The 19562-nt window shown below is 52.3% G+C and carries 16 protein-coding genes; 15 read left to right on the top strand and 1 reads right to left on the bottom strand.

All coding sequences use genetic code 11. The features are described from left to right. Positions 1–124: 124 nt before the first annotated feature. The 13 genes from MKX76_RS05650 to MKX76_RS05710 all read left to right on the top strand — a co-directional run bounded on the left by MKX76_RS05650 (position 125) and on the right by MKX76_RS05710 (position 14101). A complete protein-coding gene (locus tag MKX76_RS05650; protein ID WP_007130210.1) occupies positions 125–1576 on the top strand; it encodes a carbon starvation CstA family protein in 1452 nt (483 codons plus the stop codon). A gap of 356 nt (positions 1577–1932) precedes the next feature. Continuing rightward, positions 1933–2568, top strand: a complete 636-nt coding sequence (locus tag MKX76_RS05655; RefSeq protein ID WP_341033189.1) for a hypothetical protein — start codon at positions 1933–1935, stop codon at positions 2566–2568. Between the two features lie 25 nt (positions 2569–2593). Continuing rightward, positions 2594–3121, top strand: a complete 528-nt coding sequence (locus tag MKX76_RS05660) for a MauE/DoxX family redox-associated membrane protein (RefSeq protein WP_007130208.1) — start codon at positions 2594–2596, stop codon at positions 3119–3121. 8 nt (positions 3122–3129) lie between these two features. After that, the gene (locus tag MKX76_RS05665) at positions 3130–3672 is read left to right on the top strand and encodes a TlpA disulfide reductase family protein (RefSeq protein WP_244152704.1); all 543 of its coding nucleotides are present in this window, start codon (positions 3130–3132) and stop codon (positions 3670–3672) included. Between the two features lie 16 nt (positions 3673–3688). Further along, on the top strand, positions 3689–4156 hold the full coding sequence (locus MKX76_RS05670) for a hypothetical protein (RefSeq protein WP_028404874.1): 468 nt from the start codon (positions 3689–3691) through the stop codon (positions 4154–4156). Positions 4157–4376: 220 nt separating this feature from the next. After that, complete coding sequence (locus MKX76_RS05675; RefSeq protein ID WP_341033190.1) at positions 4377–4961, top strand: GNAT family N-acetyltransferase; 585 nt, start codon at positions 4377–4379, stop codon at positions 4959–4961. 193 nt (positions 4962–5154) lie between these two features. Next, positions 5155–5904, top strand: coding sequence for a spermidine synthase (locus tag MKX76_RS05680; RefSeq protein WP_213615347.1), 750 nt, complete (start codon positions 5155–5157; stop codon positions 5902–5904). 17 nt (positions 5905–5921) lie between these two features. Further along, positions 5922–6713: a sulfite exporter TauE/SafE family protein gene (locus tag MKX76_RS05685; RefSeq protein WP_251534505.1), complete on the top strand. Its 792-nt coding sequence runs from the start codon at positions 5922–5924 to the stop codon at positions 6711–6713. A 275-nt stretch (positions 6714–6988) separates the two neighbouring features. After that, on the top strand, positions 6989–8698 hold the full coding sequence (locus tag MKX76_RS05690) for an extracellular solute-binding protein (RefSeq protein WP_007130202.1): 1710 nt from the start codon (positions 6989–6991) through the stop codon (positions 8696–8698). A gap of 69 nt (positions 8699–8767) precedes the next feature. Beyond that, a complete protein-coding gene (locus MKX76_RS05695; RefSeq protein ID WP_007130201.1) occupies positions 8768–9667 on the top strand; it encodes an ABC transporter permease in 900 nt (299 codons plus the stop codon). 12 nt (positions 9668–9679) lie between these two features. Then, entirely contained in the window at positions 9680–10600 is a 921-nt protein-coding gene (locus tag MKX76_RS05700; protein WP_341033192.1) for a carbohydrate ABC transporter permease, read from the top strand. Between the two features lie 104 nt (positions 10601–10704). Next, entirely contained in the window at positions 10705–12456 is a 1752-nt protein-coding gene (locus MKX76_RS05705) for a sensor histidine kinase (RefSeq protein WP_007130199.1), read from the top strand. A gap of 1 nt (position 12457) precedes the next feature. Further along, positions 12458–14101, top strand: coding sequence for a response regulator transcription factor (locus MKX76_RS05710; RefSeq protein ID WP_244152710.1), 1644 nt, complete (start codon positions 12458–12460; stop codon positions 14099–14101). Between the two features lie 74 nt (positions 14102–14175). On the opposite strand, the gene MKX76_RS05715 is transcribed toward MKX76_RS05710, so the two are convergent. Continuing rightward, a complete protein-coding gene (locus MKX76_RS05715; RefSeq protein WP_007130197.1) occupies positions 14176–14871 on the bottom strand; it encodes a response regulator transcription factor in 696 nt (231 codons plus the stop codon). Positions 14872–15166: 295 nt separating this feature from the next. Between MKX76_RS05715 and MKX76_RS05720 the strand changes: the two genes are divergently transcribed. Both MKX76_RS05720 and MKX76_RS05725 read left to right on the top strand, forming a co-directional pair. Further along, on the top strand, positions 15167–16564 hold the full coding sequence (locus tag MKX76_RS05720; protein ID WP_007130196.1) for an extracellular solute-binding protein: 1398 nt from the start codon (positions 15167–15169) through the stop codon (positions 16562–16564). A gap of 97 nt (positions 16565–16661) precedes the next feature. After that, positions 16662–19553 (top strand): extracellular solute-binding protein, encoded by a 2892-nt coding sequence (locus MKX76_RS05725; protein WP_007130195.1) that lies wholly within the window; start codon positions 16662–16664, stop codon positions 19551–19553. Positions 19554–19562 lie beyond the last annotated feature (9 nt).

A 19562-nucleotide genomic window follows, 5' to 3' on the forward strand; every position in this document is an offset into this window, starting at 1 on the left:
CATGTTAGCATGCACTTTGTGCATCTTAATCCGTATAAACGACATGTTAATCGCAAATTGCCTCCTGCCCGCAGGAATTTCCTTATAATCGATGTAAGCGATTCCAAAGGAGGAGGCGATAGATATGATTACCTTCATCGTATCGATTCTGCTGTTAATACTCGGTTATTTTACGTATGGAAAATATATTGAGAAGTTATTCGGCGTCAAAGAGGAGCGGTCCACGCCGGCTTACGTCAATCAGGATGGCGTTGATTACTTGCCGATGAGTACGGGCAAAAACTCGCTGATCCAGCTGCTTAACATCGCGGGGGTCGGACCGATCTTCGGGCCGATCATGGGAGCCTTATACGGTCCGGTTGCCTTTCTGTGGATTGTATTTGGCTGCATATTCGCCGGAGCCGTGCATGACTATCTGACCGGAATGATTTCGATCCGCAACCGCGGTGCCCATCTGCCTGAGCTTGCCGGGAAATTCTTGGGCAAAGTCATGAAGCATGTAGTCAACGCTTTCGCCATTCTGCTGCTGATTCTGGTAGGAACGGTATTCGTCACCTCGCCGGCTAGCCTGCTTCACAACCTGATGAATGGCTCTATCAGCTTGTGGATGATTACGGTTGCCATCTTCGGCTATTATATCCTGGCAACGCTGCTGCCCATCGATAAAATCATCGGCCGCTTCTACCCGATCTTCGGTGCGCTGCTGCTGATAGCCTCTGTCGGCGTCGGTGCGATGCTGATCATCCAGAAGGCGCCGATTCCAGAGCTGACATTTACCAATATGCATCCTGACAATCTGCCGATCTTCCCGCTGCTGTTCCTGACGATTACGTGCGGAGCTTTGTCGGGGTTCCACGCGACTCAGACGCCGATCATCTCGCGCACGACCCAGCGCGAGGGGCAGGGCCGCAAAATCTTCTACGGCATGATGATCGCCGAAGGGATTATCGCCATGGTCTGGGCAGCTGCGGCAATGAGCTTGTTCCACGGCTCGACCGGTCTGAATGAGCTGCTCGCAACAGGCGGCACGGGGCTTGTCGTAAGCGAAGTCGCGAAGGTCACGCTTGGGGCGGTTGTTGGTACATTCGCTGTGCTTGGGGTTATCGTTCTGCCGATTACGTCCGGCGATACGGCATTCCGCAGCGCGCGGATGATCATTGCCGATTATATCAAGCTGCCGCAGCTTAGCATGAAGAGCCGGCTTCTCATTGCCGTTCCGCTCTTTTTCATTTCGATAGCGCTTACGCAGATCGATTTCAACATTCTATGGCGCTATTTCTCTTGGGCTAACCAGGCGACTGGCGTGATTGCCCTGTTTGTCGGAGCGATGTATTTATACATCGCACGCAAAAACTTCTGGGTGGCCCTGATTCCCGGCGCCATGATGCTGTACACAACGACGGTGTATATTTTGAACGCGCAAATCGGCTTCCGTTTGTCCATGAACGCTTCCTACATCGTCGGCGCAGTCATCAGTGCGGTTCTGGTGATTATCTTCTTTAAAGCCGCACAAAAAGCCCGAGCCGCCAAGCTTCCGCTGGATGTGGATGTCTCCGGCTTCAACAAGGCTGCATGATAGCTACATTTTAAACGGATCCACAAGTTAATCTATAGTCCATGGTTTGAAGGTACCGCGGCAGGTTAGTTACAGCCTGCGTTTGCGGTGCCTTTTTGCCGTGATCGGTCAAACCCTCATTCATTCCCTTACCTGGTGCCATTATACCGATCGCATGGCTGCTCCATTCGACCGAGATGTCATCCGGCTTAACGCAGAACCGTCCTTCATCGCTGCCCGCTCCATTGGATAAGGAGCTTAGACTTCTTGCAAGAAGCTTCCCGCAAACATCCTGACGAAATTATACATATAATCAATCCGACCGGCTCATAAAATGATGAAAGAAACGTGTAAATGGTGAAGGGGGCGTGTGCAAGATGCTAACCATGCTGCTGTTCCTGTTTGCCGCAAGCGCTGCGGTTGCCAGCGTCGATACCACCTGCGGGTTGAACGTGCTTGGAAGCCTGGATAACACGAAGGTGAACAAAGCCGCTTATGCACTCGTCTATGTGCTCTCCTGCACGCTGGGAGGAGCGGTGACCGGGCTTGCGATCGGCGGCGTCAATTATTTGCTGTCTCTAACCCCGTTGGGGCCATTGTATAACGCAATCATCGTCATATTGTTTGCCGTGTTCATCCTGTTTAATAAATCCGGACTTCTGCCCTCGGGTAATTTCATTGTGCCGTCGGAATGGATTCGGCAGGCGGGATACCGTTCCGCAGCGCTCTGGGGCCATATTCTGGGCATGGGGTTTATTACGCTTCAAGCCGGCGTCCTGTTTCATGCATACATGCTATTATCGATATTTGCGCCGGTTTGGTGGTTGAGTCTCCTGGCGGGAATATGCTTCGGATTCATACGGGGCACTGTATTTAGTCTCCCCCTGATCCGGTCCGTCGTCCACATGCTGCTGGAAAAAAGATGGCTGAAGCGCACCTTGCTTAGCGCCGTGCGGCTAGTCGCATCTTACGTGCTGCTGACAGGATCCATCTTATGGATTCTCCTGTCCTAATTTAAGAAGGGAGGCTGCCGTTCCGATGTATGAAATTGCTGCCATTTCCGCCACCTTCCCCATGCTGTTATCGGTTACCAGCTACATCTGGAGCGCCTTCTTCGGCGACCCGGACCGTTTCCCTGGCAGTCCCCGTCTGCACGCGCTGCTTGTATTGCTGCAGTTCCTTGCCGTCACCATGATTTACGGATATCCCTCATCCATGAGTTTTGTCTTGCTTTCGGTCCTATACTTTGTTCAGGGAATCGGAGTTGTCTATTACATACGGAAGAAAGGAAGGGTAGACTGCGGCTGTCTCGGTCCGCAATTTCATTCCCGGCTGGGGTGGCCGCTCATTGCTATTAACGGGTTTATGGGACTGCTCAGCATGGCCTGGAGCAATCCGGCATGGTTTGACTATCGAGAAGCAGTCGCCCTGAACGGATTTCTGCTGGAAGGCATGCTGCTCCTGGTATCGCTGCTTGTCATCGTGGGCATACCGGATGCCGTTCATGCCATCCGGATATACCGCGAGCTCGCCGCCCCGCATGCTCCGTACATCAAACAGAGGTAAAGGAGGGCATGATGAACACGTTTTTTTGGATCTCCTATATTGTTCTATGGCTCCTCGTTGTACCGTTGGTTCTACTTAACCTCGTCTTGTTCAGACAGCTGGGAATTATGGTGATGGGGACCGCCCGGGGCGTCAACCAATCCGGCATTCCGGTCGGCCGCAAGCTTCCCGATGCCGTCACCACCGATCTGCAAGGGAGCTCGTGGTCGACGAGCGGCTTAGCCGGAACCGCCGCCATCCTGTTGTTCGGATCGCCGACCTGCAAAGAGTGCGCACAAATTATTCCGGACTTTACCCGCATCGCGAAGAAGCACCACGTCAAGCCGGTCCTTCTGTTATTCTCATCCGCAGAGCATGCAGCATCGTACATCTCGACGATTGGCTACGAGGATGAAGCCGTCCTGGTTACCTCCGAGCTTGCCCGTCAGCTGGATGTCCAAGTCACGCCTTATGCCTATGCGGTTGACGGCAGCGGCGTAATCAGGCACAAGGGACTGGTCAACAGCCGCGAACAGCTGGAAGCCTACGTGAAGGCAACCATAGCTTCCTGAATAAGAGGTGATAAGCATGTGGCGCATGCCTGCAAATAAAGATGAAGAAGCCCAGACGGTGATCAGCCGCTTGACCCGGAAAGCGAGTCGAGTCTCGATTTTGAACCGTTTCGCACAAAAAACAGCGGAGCTGCTGGCGAGAGTCCTCCTGAGACCCGAAGAGCAGCTGGTTCGTATTTCCTTTGCCGCCGGGCCATGCCGCCCGCCTCACGGTCAATATTGCAGCGGATGCGGAGCAGATGCTTCCTGTCCGCCCGATTATATCATCTGCACGCCGAAATCCGTTATTACGGACTGCAAAGGGCTGTGTCCTTATCCGTCCGGCTGGTGGTATACAAGCGATCCGCCCGGACAACGGGCCAAATGCCAGGATTGCATCTCGCAATATGTTCATCCCGAATTCGGGATGAAAGGCTGCTACCAAGGGGCACATATTTATGGCAGATATATCATTTGCGCGTGCAGATCGACATTTACGTATTAGTGCCATCAGCCAGCTGCCATTTCCCAATCATGAATAAAAAACCCGGTTCGTCGAAATGCATGGCGTCGTGAAGGGATGCGGGACGCTCAAATCAACAAGAGCGTCAATCCTTATATTTGGCTGCTTTGTCCTCGTTTTAAGGATATAATTGGAGAAACAGCGAGGTTAATGAACGCAACGATTCGTTGTGAGCTGATGAAGGGAATAAGGAGAGGGACTGATGCAGGACATTGAGACTCGGAGACCCGCATACGCTGATGTCGAAGCGCTTGCGCATTTTTTTCGACTCGTTGTAACCGATACGTTCGCCAAGGAAGGCCTGTCGGAATTGGATGAGGATATCGAACAGGAAATCGAATCGAAAATTCAATACTTGAATCGTGATTTGGAATCAGGAGGCGAACAGCGGTACTTTCTAATTGCCCTGATCGATGGCCATGTCGTAGGCACGATTGAATATGGGCCGCCAAACGCCATGATCCGGCAGCACGCTCCATGGAACAAACAGGACATCATGGAGGTGGGGACCGTTTTCGTGCATCCGGATTATCAAGGCAGGGGAATCGGAAGCTTGCTCTTAAACGTCATTTGGTTGTCGATGATGGAGCGGGGATACCGGGAATTTTGCCTGGACAGCGGATACTCTGCGGCCCAAAGCATCTGGAAGAAAAAGTTTGGAGAACCCGATGTTCTCCTGCAGGATTATTGGGGCGAAGGCCTTCATCATATGATCTGGAGAAAATCGCTCGGCGACGTTTCCATCACATTTCGAAATAGTGTCGATTCCGAAAAAGTTGAGTCATAAGCGCGTGTCACAGTTACGACCCAAATGGTCAGCCATGGACAGGTGGATATGATAGCGGCCGCCCCAGAGATTGGGGGGCCTTCTTCTCGTAAAGCGATATTTTTCATAATCCTGTGTGTGAGGGTCCCCGATCGGGTGTACAATAAGATAGCTGCAGCAGGATCATCCTGTCAGAATCAATGGCGCGAAGGGGATGGTGAAGGTGCGCTTATTGCTCCATGATACGAGTGAAGTTCATGAATTGAAGGTGTACGATACAGAGGAGCTATACGGCGTGAAGGGGCGTTTCCGCGTGCTGGAGTTCTCCGATGATGCGGTGCAGGGAGTGCTGGATCTGAACGATCCGGAGCGGATCGTCTTTGAGTACCCAAGAGCGATCATTCACCTGATCGATGCCAATCATTCGGATTTCGAGGACATGTTCCTGATCGGGCACGGCATCGGGACGATCGCCCGCCATTATGCGAATAGGCGGATAACGGCAGCCGAGGTGGACAAGCGGGTGGCGGAGCTGGCCCGCACCTTTTTCGGCAGCGAAGTTGAATCCGTGAGAATTGGCGATGGGCGCGAGCTGCTGGAGAGGGAAGCTCAGGATACTTTGGACGTTATTATTGTGGATGCCTTTACGAAGGAAGGAACGCCGCGGCATCTGGCTTCTGCGGAATTTTTCATGATGGCGGCAGATAGGCTGCGTGATCAGGGTATTATGATTATGAACCTGATTGGACGAGGAACAAGGGACCCTTATATCCGTGCGATCCACACGACGCTCTATACGGTGTTTTCCTATACGAAGGCATTTCGTCTGTCCGATCGCCGCACAGATATTCAAAATATCATTCTCATCGGAGCCGCGCGCCCTATTCTGTATCAGGAGCGTCATATGGCCGGCTTCCGGGAGGCAACTCTTGAGCAGGGCTATGTGATAACGGATCGTCCGTAGGAAGGGATGGAATACATATGGAATATGTTTTGCTGGTGCTTGTCGGAATGCTGGCCGCGGTGAGCGGGGCGATTGCCGGCCTTGGAGGCGGATTTATCATTGTGCCGGTACTGGCCCTCATGTATACAATGCCGGTGTCCCAGATATCGGGCACATCAATGGCCGTTCTGTTCGTCAGTGCGATCTCCAGCACATGGGCCTACGCGAGGCAAAAACGAATTGATTACCGGAGCGGCCTGGCGTTCTCGGTAGCCATGATACCGGGCTCTGTGCTGGGTGCCTGGACAACCAGCATTGTGGGCAGCCGCGTCTTTTTTATAGCGCTTGGACTCTTCCTGATGCTGATGGCGGTTGTGATCAACTTCAAGCCGACCCAGAGCCGGGGCGGCTTCCTCCGGCCGACGGTGACAAGAAACTTCATCGATGCCTCCGGCGCTGAGCATCGCTATGCGTTCAATTTGTGGTTCGGCTCCGGGGTTGCGCTTTTTGTCGGGTTCATCTCCAGCTTGTTCGGCATCGGCGGCGGCTCGGTAATGGTGCCTACGATGATCCTGTTCCTGGCCTTTCCGCCGCATATCGCCACCGCAACGTCCATGTTTTCGATTCTGCTCTCCTCGCTGGTGGGAACCATCTCTCATGTCGTGCTTGACCATTTGTTATGGGGGACGTTCATTTGGCTTGCGATCGGAGCACTGGCCGGGGGCCAAATCGGTGCCAAGCTTGCCTCCAAAATACCGGGGCTCGTCATCGTGCGGATATTGTCGGTATGCTTGTTCATCGTGGCGATCCGGCTGATGTTTAAAGGATAGAGCGTCCGGGTTCTTGCGTTGAGCCCATTTACGTTTGTTTAAGCCAACCGGGTGATCTGGTTGGTTTTTTCTATGCTTAGCGAAGTACATATCAGGGGTCAGCTGGATCTTCACGAAAACCTTTATACGTCTAGACATTATCAAGGTACCGAGTGGAGTTGGTAAATGAAGGAGAAGCAAAGTAAAAAGATGAACGTTGTAACGGAATGCACGCCATTCCATAATGAAAGCGTAACCAAGTACAGATCTTGAATCCATTGGAACGGGGGATGCAAATGCAAAAAAGGAATTCAGTATGGCGGAGAGCGATATCCGTATTATTCATGGCGTCACTCCTGCTCTCGGCCTGCGGAGTCAGCGGGTCCGGCAGCGGCAGTTCAAACGAAACGTCCAAGACCGATCCAAGCACCATAGCGAATGACGGCCCTTTCGGCAAATATGATCCGCCAGTCGAGGTATCGTTCGTAAGGGATCTTAGCGACGTCGTGGAAAATAACGTGCTGGGCGTGCTTAAAGACGAAACGATCGACAACAATCGATGGACGCAATTGTATGAGCAGGAGCTTGGCATCAAAGTCAAGTACAAATGGGTGGTCAAAGGCAGTCCAACCTCCGACCAATACCTGCAGAAAATTAACGTGACGCTGGCTTCGGGCGACCTTCCGGACGTGATTCCGGTCAACGCCACCCAGCTCAAGCAATTGGCGGATTCGGACCAAATCATGGATATGACGGAACTTTACGAAACGTACGCTTCCCCAATGACGAAGGAAGTGCTGCTTCAAGAAGGGACGAGTGCTTTTGACGCCGCTACGTTCGACGGAAAGCTGATGGCGATTCCTCAACTGGAATCCTCGATCGAGCGTTCCATGTACATCTGGATCCGGACGGACTGGCTGGAGAAGCTGGGACTTGCGCCGCCGAAAACGATGGCTGACGTACTCGCCATATCGAAAGCGTTTACGGAGAACGATCCGGACGGGAATGGTGTGCAGGATACGTACGGACTTGGCGTTACCAAGGATTTATGGGGGGGCGCGATGGGGCTTGAGGGGTTTATGGCCGGATATAATGCCTACCCTAACATTTGGATCGAGGATGACTCCGGCAAGCTCGTCTTTGGGAGCATCCAGCCGGAAGTGAAAAAGGCGCTTCAGGTTTTGCAAGAGATGTCCAAAAACGGACAGATCGACCAAGAGTTCGGTATCAAAGACGGAGGCAAGGTTTCGGAGCAAATCTCGGCCGGCAAGATCGGTATGGAGTACGGCGAGCAGTGGAATTCCATTTGGCCGCTTCAGCTGAATCGCGATAACGATCCGAATGCGCAGTGGCAAGCGTTCCCGATCGTATCCGAATCGGGGGAAGCACCGAAGGTGCCGCTCAAATTCAGCACCACCCGATTCTTCGCCGTCAAGAAGGATGCGGCCTATCCGGAAGCCGTCATCAAAATGTTCAATCTGCATCTCGAGAAAAACTGGGGGAAAACCGCCGAATTCGATAAATACTTTGCGCCGCCGGAAGCCGAAAGCGTGTGGCAGCTGTCTCCGGTCACGCCGTATCCGGTCATGAAGAACGTGGATGCATTCCGGGAAATCGATGCTGCGCGCAAGGCCGGCGATTTCTCGAAGTTAACCGGAGAGGCCAAGACGATCCAGGAAAAACTGGAAGCTTATGAATCGGGCTCATCCGACGGCTTTGCGCTATGGGGCTGGGAACGGATATACGGGGAACAGGGCTCCATGGGAATCGCCGACCAATACGATAAAAACGACCAATTCCTGCAGGAAAAATTCGTCGGCGCTCCGACGCCGACGATGGTCGAGCGCAAGACGACGCTCGAAAAAATGCAAAACGAGGTTTTCGTCAAGATTATTTTAGGCGAATCCATCGACACCTTCGACCAGTTCGTAGAGGATTGGAAAAAGCTCGGCGGGGATCAAATCACGCAAGAAGTCAACGAGTGGTACGAACAGGCGAAGCGATAATCCGGGCCGGAGGGAGAACCTTGTCGTTACTCCCTCCGAACCTGTTACCTACGAATTGGAGGTTCACGAATGAAAGCGAAATGGCGAAGAGAGCTGCCGCTCCATGTGATGATATTGCCGGGATTGATTCTAATCGTTTTATTTTCGTACATTCCGATGGCCGGCATCACGATCGCGTTTCAGAGGTTTATCCCTGCCAAAGGCCTCTTCGGCGATCAGCAATGGGTCGGATGGAACAATTTCGAGTATGTGATGAGCCTGCCGAATTTTACGCAGGTTTTGTGGAATACGCTGTTTATTTCGAGCTTCAAGCTCATTTTGGGGCTCATTGTTCCAATCGTGTTCGCCGTCCTGTTGAACGAACTCAAAAACAATGTGATCAAGCGATCGGTCCAAACGGCCATTTACTTGCCTTATTTCCTGTCCTGGGTCGTGCTTGGCGGTATCCTGATCGATATCCTCTCCCCGTCGGGAGGCATCGTCAACGGATTTCTCGGCCTGCTGGGCATCCCCAAGATCTTTTTCCTGGGCGATAACGAATGGTTTCCGTTCACGCTCATTGCTTCCGACGTGTGGAAAAACTTCGGGTACGGCACGATCGTGTACTTGGCTGCGATTACCGGAATTGATCCGGGGTTATACGAAGCGGCAACGATCGACGGGGCGAACCGCTGGCGGAAAATATGGCATATCACGATTCCGGGCATGCGCATGGTAATCGTCCTGTTGTCGGTGTTAAGCCTGGGACAGCTGCTGAATGCCGGCTTCGATCAGGTGTTTAATTTATACAGCCCGCAAGTGTACGAAAGCGGGGACATTCTGGATACGTTCGTTTATCGGATCGGTTTGCTTGATGCCCAGTACGGGGTGGCGACGGCGGTCGGATTTTTTAAATCGGTCATATCGCTCACGCTGATATCGGGCTCCTACTTTTTGGCTTATCGGTTTGCGAAATACCGGATATTTTAAGGGGGGGAAACGATGCAGCAACGATTGGTGCCATCTTCGGCTGAAGGGGGCCGTATCCGGCAAAAAAGGCGGTTTGAATGGTTTTTCCTGATCAATGCCATTTTCTTGATTTTGATCTCGCTGATTTGCGTTCTTCCTTTGATTCACATCATTGCGGTTTCCTTTAGTTCCAGCGCGGCGGCTTCGGCGGGATATGTGAAGCTGTGGCCTGTCGACGTGACGCTGGCTTCCTACATGTATACGGCAAGCCGCCACGAGTTTTGGGATTCGATGCTGGTGTCGCTCACGAGGATCGGCTTGGGCACTCCGCTTAATTTGCTGCTGACCGTGTTGATTGCCTACCCGTTATCGAAAGAGACACGTTCTTTTCGGCTTCGGAGCGCGTACGCGTGGATCTTTTTCATCACGATGCTGTTTAATGGCGGCCTGATTCCTTGGTATTCAACGATAAAAGAATACGGCATGCTGGATACGATATGGGCATTGATTTTGCCGAGCGCGGTTCCCGTGTTCAGCGTCGTTCTGCTGCTTAATTTTTTCAGGGAAATTCCGAAGGAGCTTGAAGAGGCGGCGCTCATCGACGGAGCGAGCCACTGGCGGACCATGTGGTCGATTTTTGTCCCGATATCCAAGCCTGCGCTTGCCACGCTTGCTTTGTTTTCCATGGTTGAGCACTGGAACAGCTGGTTCGACGGACTGCTGCTGATGGGAGACCCGTCCAATTATCCGCTGCAAAGCTATATTCAAACGATCGTAATCCAGCAAAACCTGTCGAATATGTCGAGGGACGATATGCTGAACCTGGCGCTGATCTCCGATCGGACGCTGAAATCGTCGCAGATCTTTCTCGGCTCGCTTCCGATTATTTTGGCATACCCGTTCTTGCAGAAATATTTCGTAAAGGGCATCGTTCTCGGAAGCGTGAAGGGCTAAGGGCTAAGGACACAGCGCAAGTCGATGTTGCCCGCCATAAGTCTGGCTGCCCTGACGAGATGTAGGCTATAATCGAATAAAAAATGCTGGGGGCAATGCCATTGATGTTCCGACGGGACTTTTCACTGCGCAATACGATATTTCTCCGGTTGATCGTGACGTTTCTGCTCATTATGGTGCCGATTCTGTTATTTGCCGTGTATCTTTACCATTGGAACGTGCAAACGGCCAGCTCCGACATTACCAAGACGGCAGCGGCGCAATCCGAATTCTACCTGACCGATCTGGAAAACGAAATCGAACGCATGAAAATGCTGCAGTACAGCCTGCTGGAGGATGAAAACCTGAATGAACTGGTCCTGACCTGGGAGACGATGGCGACGATCGCCCGTACCGAGAACATGAATTCGTTGATCAAGCGGCTGTATACTGTTCAGAACAGCAGCATGTATATCAAGGATGTCAGTGTTCATATCGCGGCTATCGGCCGCACGATTTCAGCCGGAGATGGGGTGCGTGAATTTAGGCCCGAACGCTTCCGGGAAATCCGTTCCGTCTTTGGCAGCGGCTCTCAGCTCATTGAATGGAACGGAGGCTTGTTCCTTGGCGCCATGAAACAGCGGGGTATCAAAAGGGCAGAGCCGCTGTTCACGGTCGAGATCGAGCTGGACGAGCAGCGGCTGCAGGAAGCGCTCGCCCAATTCAATACGTACCCCGGCAGCGGAACGCTGCTCCTGTCGGACAGCGCCAAGGTTGCCGTCGCGAACGGGACAGGGGAGCTGGCTAACGTTAGCCTCCCCCTTTTCCTGCGGGAAATCCCGGCGCTCCTGGAGGACACTCCTTCGCGGCTGACCGTAAACGGGAACCGATACTATGCCGTGCAGGCCCACTCGCCGGAGCTAGCGCTGTCGATCTATCGTTTCATTCCCGAGAAGGTCGTACAGAAGCCGCTGAGCAAGTTCTACAAATGGGCATGGGGATTTGCCGCAGCGGCGCTGGGGATATTTGGCGTTTTTGCGCTGTCTACCTATAAGTTCATCCACAAACCTATGCTGGCTTTAGTTAAAGGCTTCAGAAGGATCGAGCACGGGGATCTGAGCATCCATATCGCCCATGAATCCAAGGACGAGTTCAGGTACTTATACGGCAGGTTTAACCAGATGGTGGACAATTTGCGCTCTTTGATCGATCAAGTCTACAAGCAGAAAATCATGACGCAGCGGGCGGAGCTGAAGCAGCTGCAATCGCAAATCAACCCGCACTTTTTATATAACAGCTTTTTTATCCTGAATACGATGGCCAAGACGGGAGATACGGAACGGATCGAACAATTTACGACGCTGCTCGGGGAGTATTTCGAATTCGTGACGAGGAATGCATCGGATTTGGTTGCATTGGAGCAGGAAGTTCATCATGCGAGAATGTATGCAGAAATTCAGGAGCTACGGTTTTCGAGAAGGATTCAGGTACGCTTTGATCCGCTGCCGGATGAGCTGCGGCCGCTTCCCGTGCCGCGGTTGATCGTTCAACCGATCATTGAAAACGCATTCAAGCACAGCCTAGAAAAAAAGACGAAGAATGGTTTGATTGTGGTGCGATTCGAAGGGGCGGACGGCCAGGCTCGCGTCATCGTGGAGGATAACGGAGACCGGTTGACGGACGAGGCGCTGGAGCAGATCCGGAAGTCCTTGTATGAGGAACAGGACCAGGCCGAAACGACAGGGATGGTGAACATTCATCGCCGGATCCGCATCACATTCGGGGAGGATGCCGGATTACGGACAGAACGTAGCGAGCTTGGGGGGCTTGCCGTAACAATACTTCTTGGCGATGGAGGTGAACCGTCAAGTGTATAGAATGTTGATCGTTGACGACGAAGAAATTATCACCGATGGGCTGGCGGATATTTTCGGAAAATTGAACCTTGACCTGGACATCTACAAAGCCTATTCGGGGCAAGAGGCGCTGGAACTGTTGAACCGGACGCGGGTCGATGTCGTACTATCCGATATCTGCATGCCAGGCATGGACGGCCTGGAGCTGATGGAAACGATACGTCTCAATTGGCCGCAGTGCAAAATCGTGTTCCTGACAGGGCATAACGACTTCAATTATGTCTATCAAGCGATTCAAGCGCCGGACGTGCAATACGTGCTCAAAAACGAAGGCTACCCGAAATTGATCGCGGCCGTCGAGCGAGCGCTCAAGGAACTGGAAGAGACGCTGCGGGCGAATGATCTGATCCGGCGGTCGAAAGAGCAGCTGGATACGCTGGAGACGCTTGCCCACGGGGACTATTTTCGAAATTTGTTATTCCACGACGTGCTCTTCGAACGGGAATTGGAGGAAGACTTCAGGCGCCTGCAAATTCCGCTGGATGCGTCCATGCCGATTCTGATCGGGCTGGGCAGCGTAACGTCTGGCGGGTCCGCGGGAAGATCCCCCACGTATGTCGACCGTCGGGAGACGGCGCTTGCGGTTAAGTTTCTGGCAGAGGCTTTCCTGGCAGAGCGGACGAGCAGCATCGGTTTCATCGATCGATACGGGGATCTGATCTGGCTCATCCAGCCCAAGCGGTGGAGCGGATCGGAATGGACGGACGCTTTCGCACAGACGGTCATGTTTCTGGAGGGAACGTTTGAGCTGATTCAGCAATCCTGCCTGGAATCGCTTGAGGCGTCGGTAGCCGTGACACTATGCGGTGAGGCATTCGCCTGGGAAGGACTGCCTGCCATATACGATAAAATGAGACGGTACCAGCATGATCGGACCGGTGACGGAACGCGGATGGTCCAGAAGGTGTTTCCGAGCGAGGAAGCCGCGCCGTCCGCTACGATTCTTAACAGATCCTTGCGCGATAAGTTCGAGACGCTGGCCGTCCATTTGGAAGCCGGCAGAAGAGAGGAGTTCATGGGGCTGTTCGATGACTTGACCGAACCGGCAGCTTACGAACTCGAGCGGGGGGATCCCAATATGACGGAGCTTTGCTATACGGTTGCGCTTGTGCTTCTGTCTTACATCAATCGGTGGGAAATCCGTGAGATCGGTTCGTTCGGCCTGATGAAGCTGGAAGACTATCGTTCGTGGAGGGAAGCCTTCGGTTATTTGAAAGGCGTTGCTGACGTTTTGTTTTCACTCCGGAAAAGCGGAGAACAGAAGAGGGCTGCCGGCGTCATTGAAAAAATTTGTTCATTCATTGAACAAAACCTCAGCGAGGATCTGTCCCTTGTCAGGCTGGCGGATGAATTTCATTTCAATCCATCTTACTTATCAAGGCTGTTTAAGCAGGAAAGGGGCGTCAATTTATCGGATTATATGGACGAACTCAGGATTCGCAAAGCGAAGGAGCTTCTGAAGAGGGAAGAACTGAAGATAGCCGAGGTCGGTGGTTTGATCGGATACGAAATGCCGCAATCGTTTACCCGTTTTTTTAAAAAATGGACCGGCCTGACGCCGCAGGAATACCGAACCGTCAGGCTAAGCCGCGATGGAGCGCAATAAGTGCAGCGACCAGGCGTATGGCCAGGCAGCAGTCCTTGGATAACCCAAGGACTTATTTGCATTGGGCTGGCAGATTAGGAGGCGACCATCTTCCGATATTCGTTCGCGCTTACGCCGGTATAGGATTTAAATCGCTTATAAAACCAGTCGATTTCGGTATAGCCCACCTCATTCGCAATTTCGTAAATCTTCAGATCCGTTTGCTCCAGCAGCATTTTCGCTCTTTCCATGCGCTGAATGAACAAATATTCGTTAAAGCTCATATTTTCATGGTTTTTGAACTTTTGGCCAAGATAGGAGCGGTTGAAATGGAATTTGCTTGAAATGTCTTTGAGCGTAATATTTTCGTGCAGCTTTTTCCCCACATATTCCTTGACCCTGTGAATGACGTCATCCTCAGTGCGGCGTTGGTTCGCGTTAACAGCAGCTACGCTTTTCACCAGTTCTTCAGCCGGCAACGTGCTGGGTACGTAATCGCTTACCTGCAGCTGCAGCGCTTTGCGGATGAAGGCAAATTCCATGGTATCCTCGACAACAATGATGGGCAAACGGCTTACCCTCCGGATCCGGCCGCACAGCTCCAGCCCTTTCTTGGGGCTGCCGTTCATGTTGATAACCGCCAGTGAATAGCCGTTCTCCTCAATCCGATGCAGCGATGACTCAGAATCATCATCGCAAATTTCCATGTTCATCCCGCATTTGCCCCAATCCTGCAGGCGAAGCGCATCATCGGAGCAGCAGCCCAGATTGATATACAGTAACTTAGACATGATGACTCCCTCCCCATATATTGCGATAAGCGGAATATCCATTAAATTGGTTACGCTTACATTATGTTGTCCGGCGCCCCATTTCCACAATGTGCTTTTCTTTGCATTGCTAACCGTTCTTTACTTCTTGCAAAGCTTGGGTTGAAAAAGCTCGGCGGACAAGCCGTTGCAGGAGACGGCCTTCTAGCGTTTCAGGGGTAGAATATCTCGATTTCCCCAGGTTGTTGCATGGAAATGTAAGCGCTAAACTTTGGATGAATCTGGACCAAACATCAAACGTTGAGGGGGATTAAAGATGCGTGTTCGCAAATTATTGGTTCTGTTATTAGGATTGGTTCTGCTGCTTGCAGCCTGCAGCGGAGGCTCGGGTAACCCAAGCAGCGGCACCCAAGAAACCGTGGAATCGGAGACGAATAGCGGCACTGAAAACGAGACGTCGAAGGAACCTGGCGAGACGGAAAACAGCGGAGGGGAGGAGGAGGAAGTTTACAGAACGCCGGAAATGGATTTCGATTTAGGCGGTAAGACGATTAAAGTCGTCTCTTGGTGGGATATGACGAATCAGGAAAGGAATCCGGACGAGATTGCAAAAAAGAAGAATTTGGATGCGCTCATGGAGAAGCATAATTTCAAAATCGAATATATCGCCATCGACTTCGGCGAATACCAAGAGAAAGTTACGGCTTCCCTGTTAGCCGGCGAGCCGATCGGCGATATCGTACGATTGGGCAAAAACTATACGATTCCGGCGCTTGTCAAACAGGACTTACTTTGGCCGATCGATGAGTATACGAAAAACGTTCGGGCTTTCGATCAATTGGCATCGAATCAAATCTTCACTTACGAAGGCAGAGGCTATGGGTTTAGCGAGACCCGTGGAAACACTGTCCAAGGCATTTTCTATAACCGTACGCTTATGAATCAACTGGGCTTAAAGCCGCTTCAGGATTATGTGAATGAGGATCAATGGAACTGGGACACGTTTATTCAAGTGGCCAAGGATTCGAATAAGGATACAAACAATGACGGAAAGTTGGATACCTGGGGCCTCGCGAATTCATCCCTGATCGAGCATGCACTTTATTCCAACAACACCGGGCTTACAAAAGAGAACAAACAGACACTTGAAGATCCCGCGACATTGGAAGCCCTGAACTTTGTTTCCCGGTTGGCTACGGAGAAGATCGCCAGACCGACGGAAGGCGGCGATTGGAGGGAGCCGAGCCAGTTTTTCCGCCAAGGCAACACGTTAATGTATGCAGGGGCACTATATGAGCTTGGCGGAATCAAGACGGATATGCCGGATTTCGATATCGGCTTCGTACCATTCCCGAAAGGACCGAACGCGACAACCTACCATACCTTGGAAGGTGCATATCAGGCGTTGGCGATTCCGAAATCAGTCGAGAATCCGGAGCAGCTCTTATATATTTGGGAGAAGATCAATGACATCGATTCCATCTATGAGTACCCGGACCAAGCCGATTATGAGACCGTGTTTTCGACAGAGGACGACCTTAACAACGCGCGACTGGCTGCCCCTAACCTGATCGTGCTGGAACATGGCTCCTTTCCGAAACTTCCATATTGGGAGTTCGTCGGCGAGCTGAATGAAGGAATATCCGTTTCCACCGTTGTTGAGAAATACAAGTCAACGTTCCAAGCGGCTATCGACGAAGTATATGGCAAGTAACCTTGAACATTAGCCGAAGAACCGATCGTCCCTGCGCAGCGCATTGCTGCGGCAGGGACTGTCATTGGATGGATTAACCGTATGGGAGGGAGAGAAATTGAACACCAGGAAGAAGCGTTTCGGTAGCGCCATACTTGTCATCGTCCTATTTTTTTTGTCTCTATGGGCCTTCTACCCTTCGAAATCGACAAACCAAGGCTTCGTTCAAGCGATCTCCGACTTTGAAGCGGTCATAGAAACGGAAGGGCAGGACGGGTACAGCCAGTATTTAGACGCCCATGCATCGGCGAGCCGCCCGGACCGCATCGTCCGCATCGAAGGCGAGTCCTTTGTATCAACCTCCGGGGAGGGATTCGAGATCGCGGAGAAATTACACGGCTCCGAAGGGAAATCCGTGATCACGCCAGAGGCAGGCTCTATCTCATGGGACTTGAACGTGGAAGAACCGGGCTTATACCATGTCCGGATCCGATATTATCCGATTGAAGGGAAGAGCTCGGCGATCGAAAGGCAATTCTCTATCAATGACAAGGTGCCTTTCAAGGGAGCGGATATCGTGCTATTCGACAGAGTATGGGGAAACCGGGACGAGGAAATCAGGCAGGATAACCGCGGAAACGATCTGCGGCCAAGGCAGATCGAGCAGCCTTCCTGGCAGCTTGCGCCGCTCTCCGATCGGTACGGCTACTATGATGAGCCGTATTCCTTTTATTTTGACAAGGGCAAGCAGAAGCTTACGCTAACGTCCTTGCGGGAGCCGATGGCCATTGATTATATCGAGCTGTACCAGGATCATGCCTTGAGAACATACGAGGAGCTGGCGAATGAATATGAGTCCGAGGGCTTGGAGCCGACCCGGGATCAGTACATTCTGATCCAGGCGGAGGATGCCAAGCGGAAATCGTCGCCGACCTTGTATCCTACATCCGACAGATCCAGCCCGACCGTTGAGCCGTACGACGTTTCCAAAATCAGAATCAACACCATCGGAGGCGTTAACTGGAAGCTGCCGGGGCAATGGATCGAATGGGAGTTCGAGGTGGAAGAAGACGGTTTGTACCAAATCGCCTTGAAGCAAAAGCAGGACCAGCTCCGGGGCGTATTTGCCACACGAAGCCTTATGATCGACGGGGAGTTTCCCTTTGAGGAAATGAAACGAATCCGCTTTCATTATGACCGCGATTGGCAAATGAACGTGCTGGGCGAGGAAGAACCTTATTTATTCCATTTCACCAAAGGGACGCATCAGATCCGAATGATGGTGTCTCTTGGCGAGATCGCGCCGCTCTTGCAGACGATAGAATCCAGCGTGCTGGAACTGAACGAAATGTACCGCAAAATACTAATGATCACCTCCAATACGCCGGATCCGTTCCGGGATTATCAATTGGAGAAGCGGATTCCGGATATGGTGGAGGTGTTCACCGAGCAGGCCGAAATCATTCAAAGCGTGGCCGATTACCTGGAAGAAGCGACAGGCGAGCGAAGCGACAAGGTGGCCGTTCTGCACTCAATGGTGCACCAGCTGAACGAGCTCGCCGAAAATCCCGAAACCGTCGCCAAGCGCTTGGACACGTATAAGGTGAACGTGGGCGGTCTCGGAACCTGGATGCTGCAGATTAAAGAGCAGCCTATCTCGCTTGATTATCTAATCGTTCATTCGCCGGATCGCAAGCTGCCCAAACCGGACGCGTCGTTTTTCGAGGTCGCGGGCCATGAGTTAGGCGCTTACGCAGCTTCGTATACGGAAGATTATGACACCATCGGGAACGCCGGCGATGAAGAAGATGCCATTACCGTGTGGATAACGACCGGACGCGATCAGGCGCAAGTACTGAAAGCATTGATCGACGACACGTTTACGCCTGAGTCGGGTATTCCGGTGCATCTCCGGCTTGTTCCGGGAAATATCCTTCTGCCAGCCACGCTTGCCGGTGAAGGTCCGGATGTCGCCATGCAAATCGGCGAGGACGTGCCGGTCAACTACGCGATGAGGGGCGCTGCAGCCGATTTAACGAAATTCGATGATTTCGAAGAGGTGGTCACCCGATTCCGCGACAGCGGGCTGGAGCCGTACAAATATAACGGCGGGGTTTACGCCTTGCCTGAGCAGCAGACCTTCCCGATGTTGTTTTATCGCAAGGATATTTTGGAGGAACTTGGCTTGAAGCCGCCCGCGACCTGGCAAGAAATCTATGACTTGATTTCCGTGCTTCAGAAGCACAACATGCAATTTTATTTGCCGCTGGAAGCCACCAACGCAAGCCTGGTCCCGAATGCGACGTTCGCGATGCTGCTGTACCAGAACGGCGGGCAGTTTTACCGCGATAACGATACGAAGAGTGCACTCGACTCGGATATCTCCATGGAGGCATTCAAGAAGTGGACGCAGTTCTATACCAGCTACAAGTTCCCGCTGCAAGCGGATTTCCCGAACCGTTTCCGGACCGGGGAAATGCCGATCGGGATTGCGGATTACACGACGTACAACATGCTGACGGTCATGGCCCCCGAGATTAAGGGGCTGTGGGATTTCACGATTGTGCCGGGGACTGAACGCGAGGACGGTACCGTGAACCACGAGGTTGCCAGCCATACGACAGCCGTCATGCTGCTTCAAAATTCGAAGAGCAAAGCGGCCGCTTGGGAATTTCTGAAGTGGTGGACCGACAAGGAGACGCAAATTGCGTATGGTCGAGAGATGGAAGGCTTGATGGGAGAGGCTGCCCGCTATCCGACGGCCAACATCGAAGCGCTGGAGGAGCTGCCATGGCCGGTGAAGGATTATCGGAATTTGGATAACCAATGGCGGTGGGTACGAGGCATTCCGCAGGTGCCCGGAGGATATTTCACAGGCCGGCATTTGGACAATGCTTTCAGGAAAGTGGTAAATGCCAGCGAAAATCCGCGCGAAGCCTTATCCGATTATATTTTGTACATTAACGATGAAATCGAGATCAAGCGGAAGGAGTTCAATTTGCCATATTAACAGGGGAGG

This window comes from Paenibacillus sp. FSL R5-0810 (assembly GCF_038002285.1).
GTDB classification, from domain to species: domain Bacteria; phylum Bacillota; class Bacilli; order Paenibacillales; family Paenibacillaceae; genus Paenibacillus_AQ; species Paenibacillus_AQ lactis.

What these genes read in the sequence shown, in the direction of transcription:
- MKX76_RS05710 (WP_244152710.1), top strand. Translation starts at nt 12,458, where the DNA reads ATGTTGATCGTTGACGACGAAGAAATTATCACCGATGGGCTGGCGGAT.
- MKX76_RS05695 (WP_007130201.1), top strand. Translation starts at nt 8,768, where the DNA reads ATGAAAGCGAAATGGCGAAGAGAGCTGCCGCTCCATGTGATGATATTG.
- MKX76_RS05700 (WP_341033192.1), top strand. Translation starts at nt 9,680, where the DNA reads ATGCAGCAACGATTGGTGCCATCTTCGGCTGAAGGGGGCCGTATCCGG.
- MKX76_RS05715 (WP_007130197.1), bottom strand. Translation starts at nt 14,871, where the DNA reads ATGTCTAAGTTACTGTATATCAATCTGGGCTGCTGCTCCGATGATGCG.
- MKX76_RS05675 (WP_341033190.1), top strand. Translation starts at nt 4,377, where the DNA reads ATGCAGGACATTGAGACTCGGAGACCCGCATACGCTGATGTCGAAGCG.
- MKX76_RS05685 (WP_251534505.1), top strand. Translation starts at nt 5,922, where the DNA reads ATGGAATATGTTTTGCTGGTGCTTGTCGGAATGCTGGCCGCGGTGAGC.
- MKX76_RS05660 (WP_007130208.1), top strand. Translation starts at nt 2,594, where the DNA reads ATGTATGAAATTGCTGCCATTTCCGCCACCTTCCCCATGCTGTTATCG.
- MKX76_RS05650 (WP_007130210.1), top strand. Translation starts at nt 125, where the DNA reads ATGATTACCTTCATCGTATCGATTCTGCTGTTAATACTCGGTTATTTT.
- MKX76_RS05665 (WP_244152704.1), top strand. Translation starts at nt 3,130, where the DNA reads ATGATGAACACGTTTTTTTGGATCTCCTATATTGTTCTATGGCTCCTC.
- MKX76_RS05705 (WP_007130199.1), top strand. Translation starts at nt 10,705, where the DNA reads ATGTTCCGACGGGACTTTTCACTGCGCAATACGATATTTCTCCGGTTG.
- MKX76_RS05720 (WP_007130196.1), top strand. Translation starts at nt 15,167, where the DNA reads ATGCGTGTTCGCAAATTATTGGTTCTGTTATTAGGATTGGTTCTGCTG.
- MKX76_RS05680 (WP_213615347.1), top strand. Translation starts at nt 5,155, where the DNA reads ATGGTGAAGGTGCGCTTATTGCTCCATGATACGAGTGAAGTTCATGAA.
- MKX76_RS05655 (WP_341033189.1), top strand. Translation starts at nt 1,933, where the DNA reads ATGCTAACCATGCTGCTGTTCCTGTTTGCCGCAAGCGCTGCGGTTGCC.
- MKX76_RS05690 (WP_007130202.1), top strand. Translation starts at nt 6,989, where the DNA reads ATGCAAAAAAGGAATTCAGTATGGCGGAGAGCGATATCCGTATTATTC.
- MKX76_RS05670 (WP_028404874.1), top strand. Translation starts at nt 3,689, where the DNA reads ATGTGGCGCATGCCTGCAAATAAAGATGAAGAAGCCCAGACGGTGATC.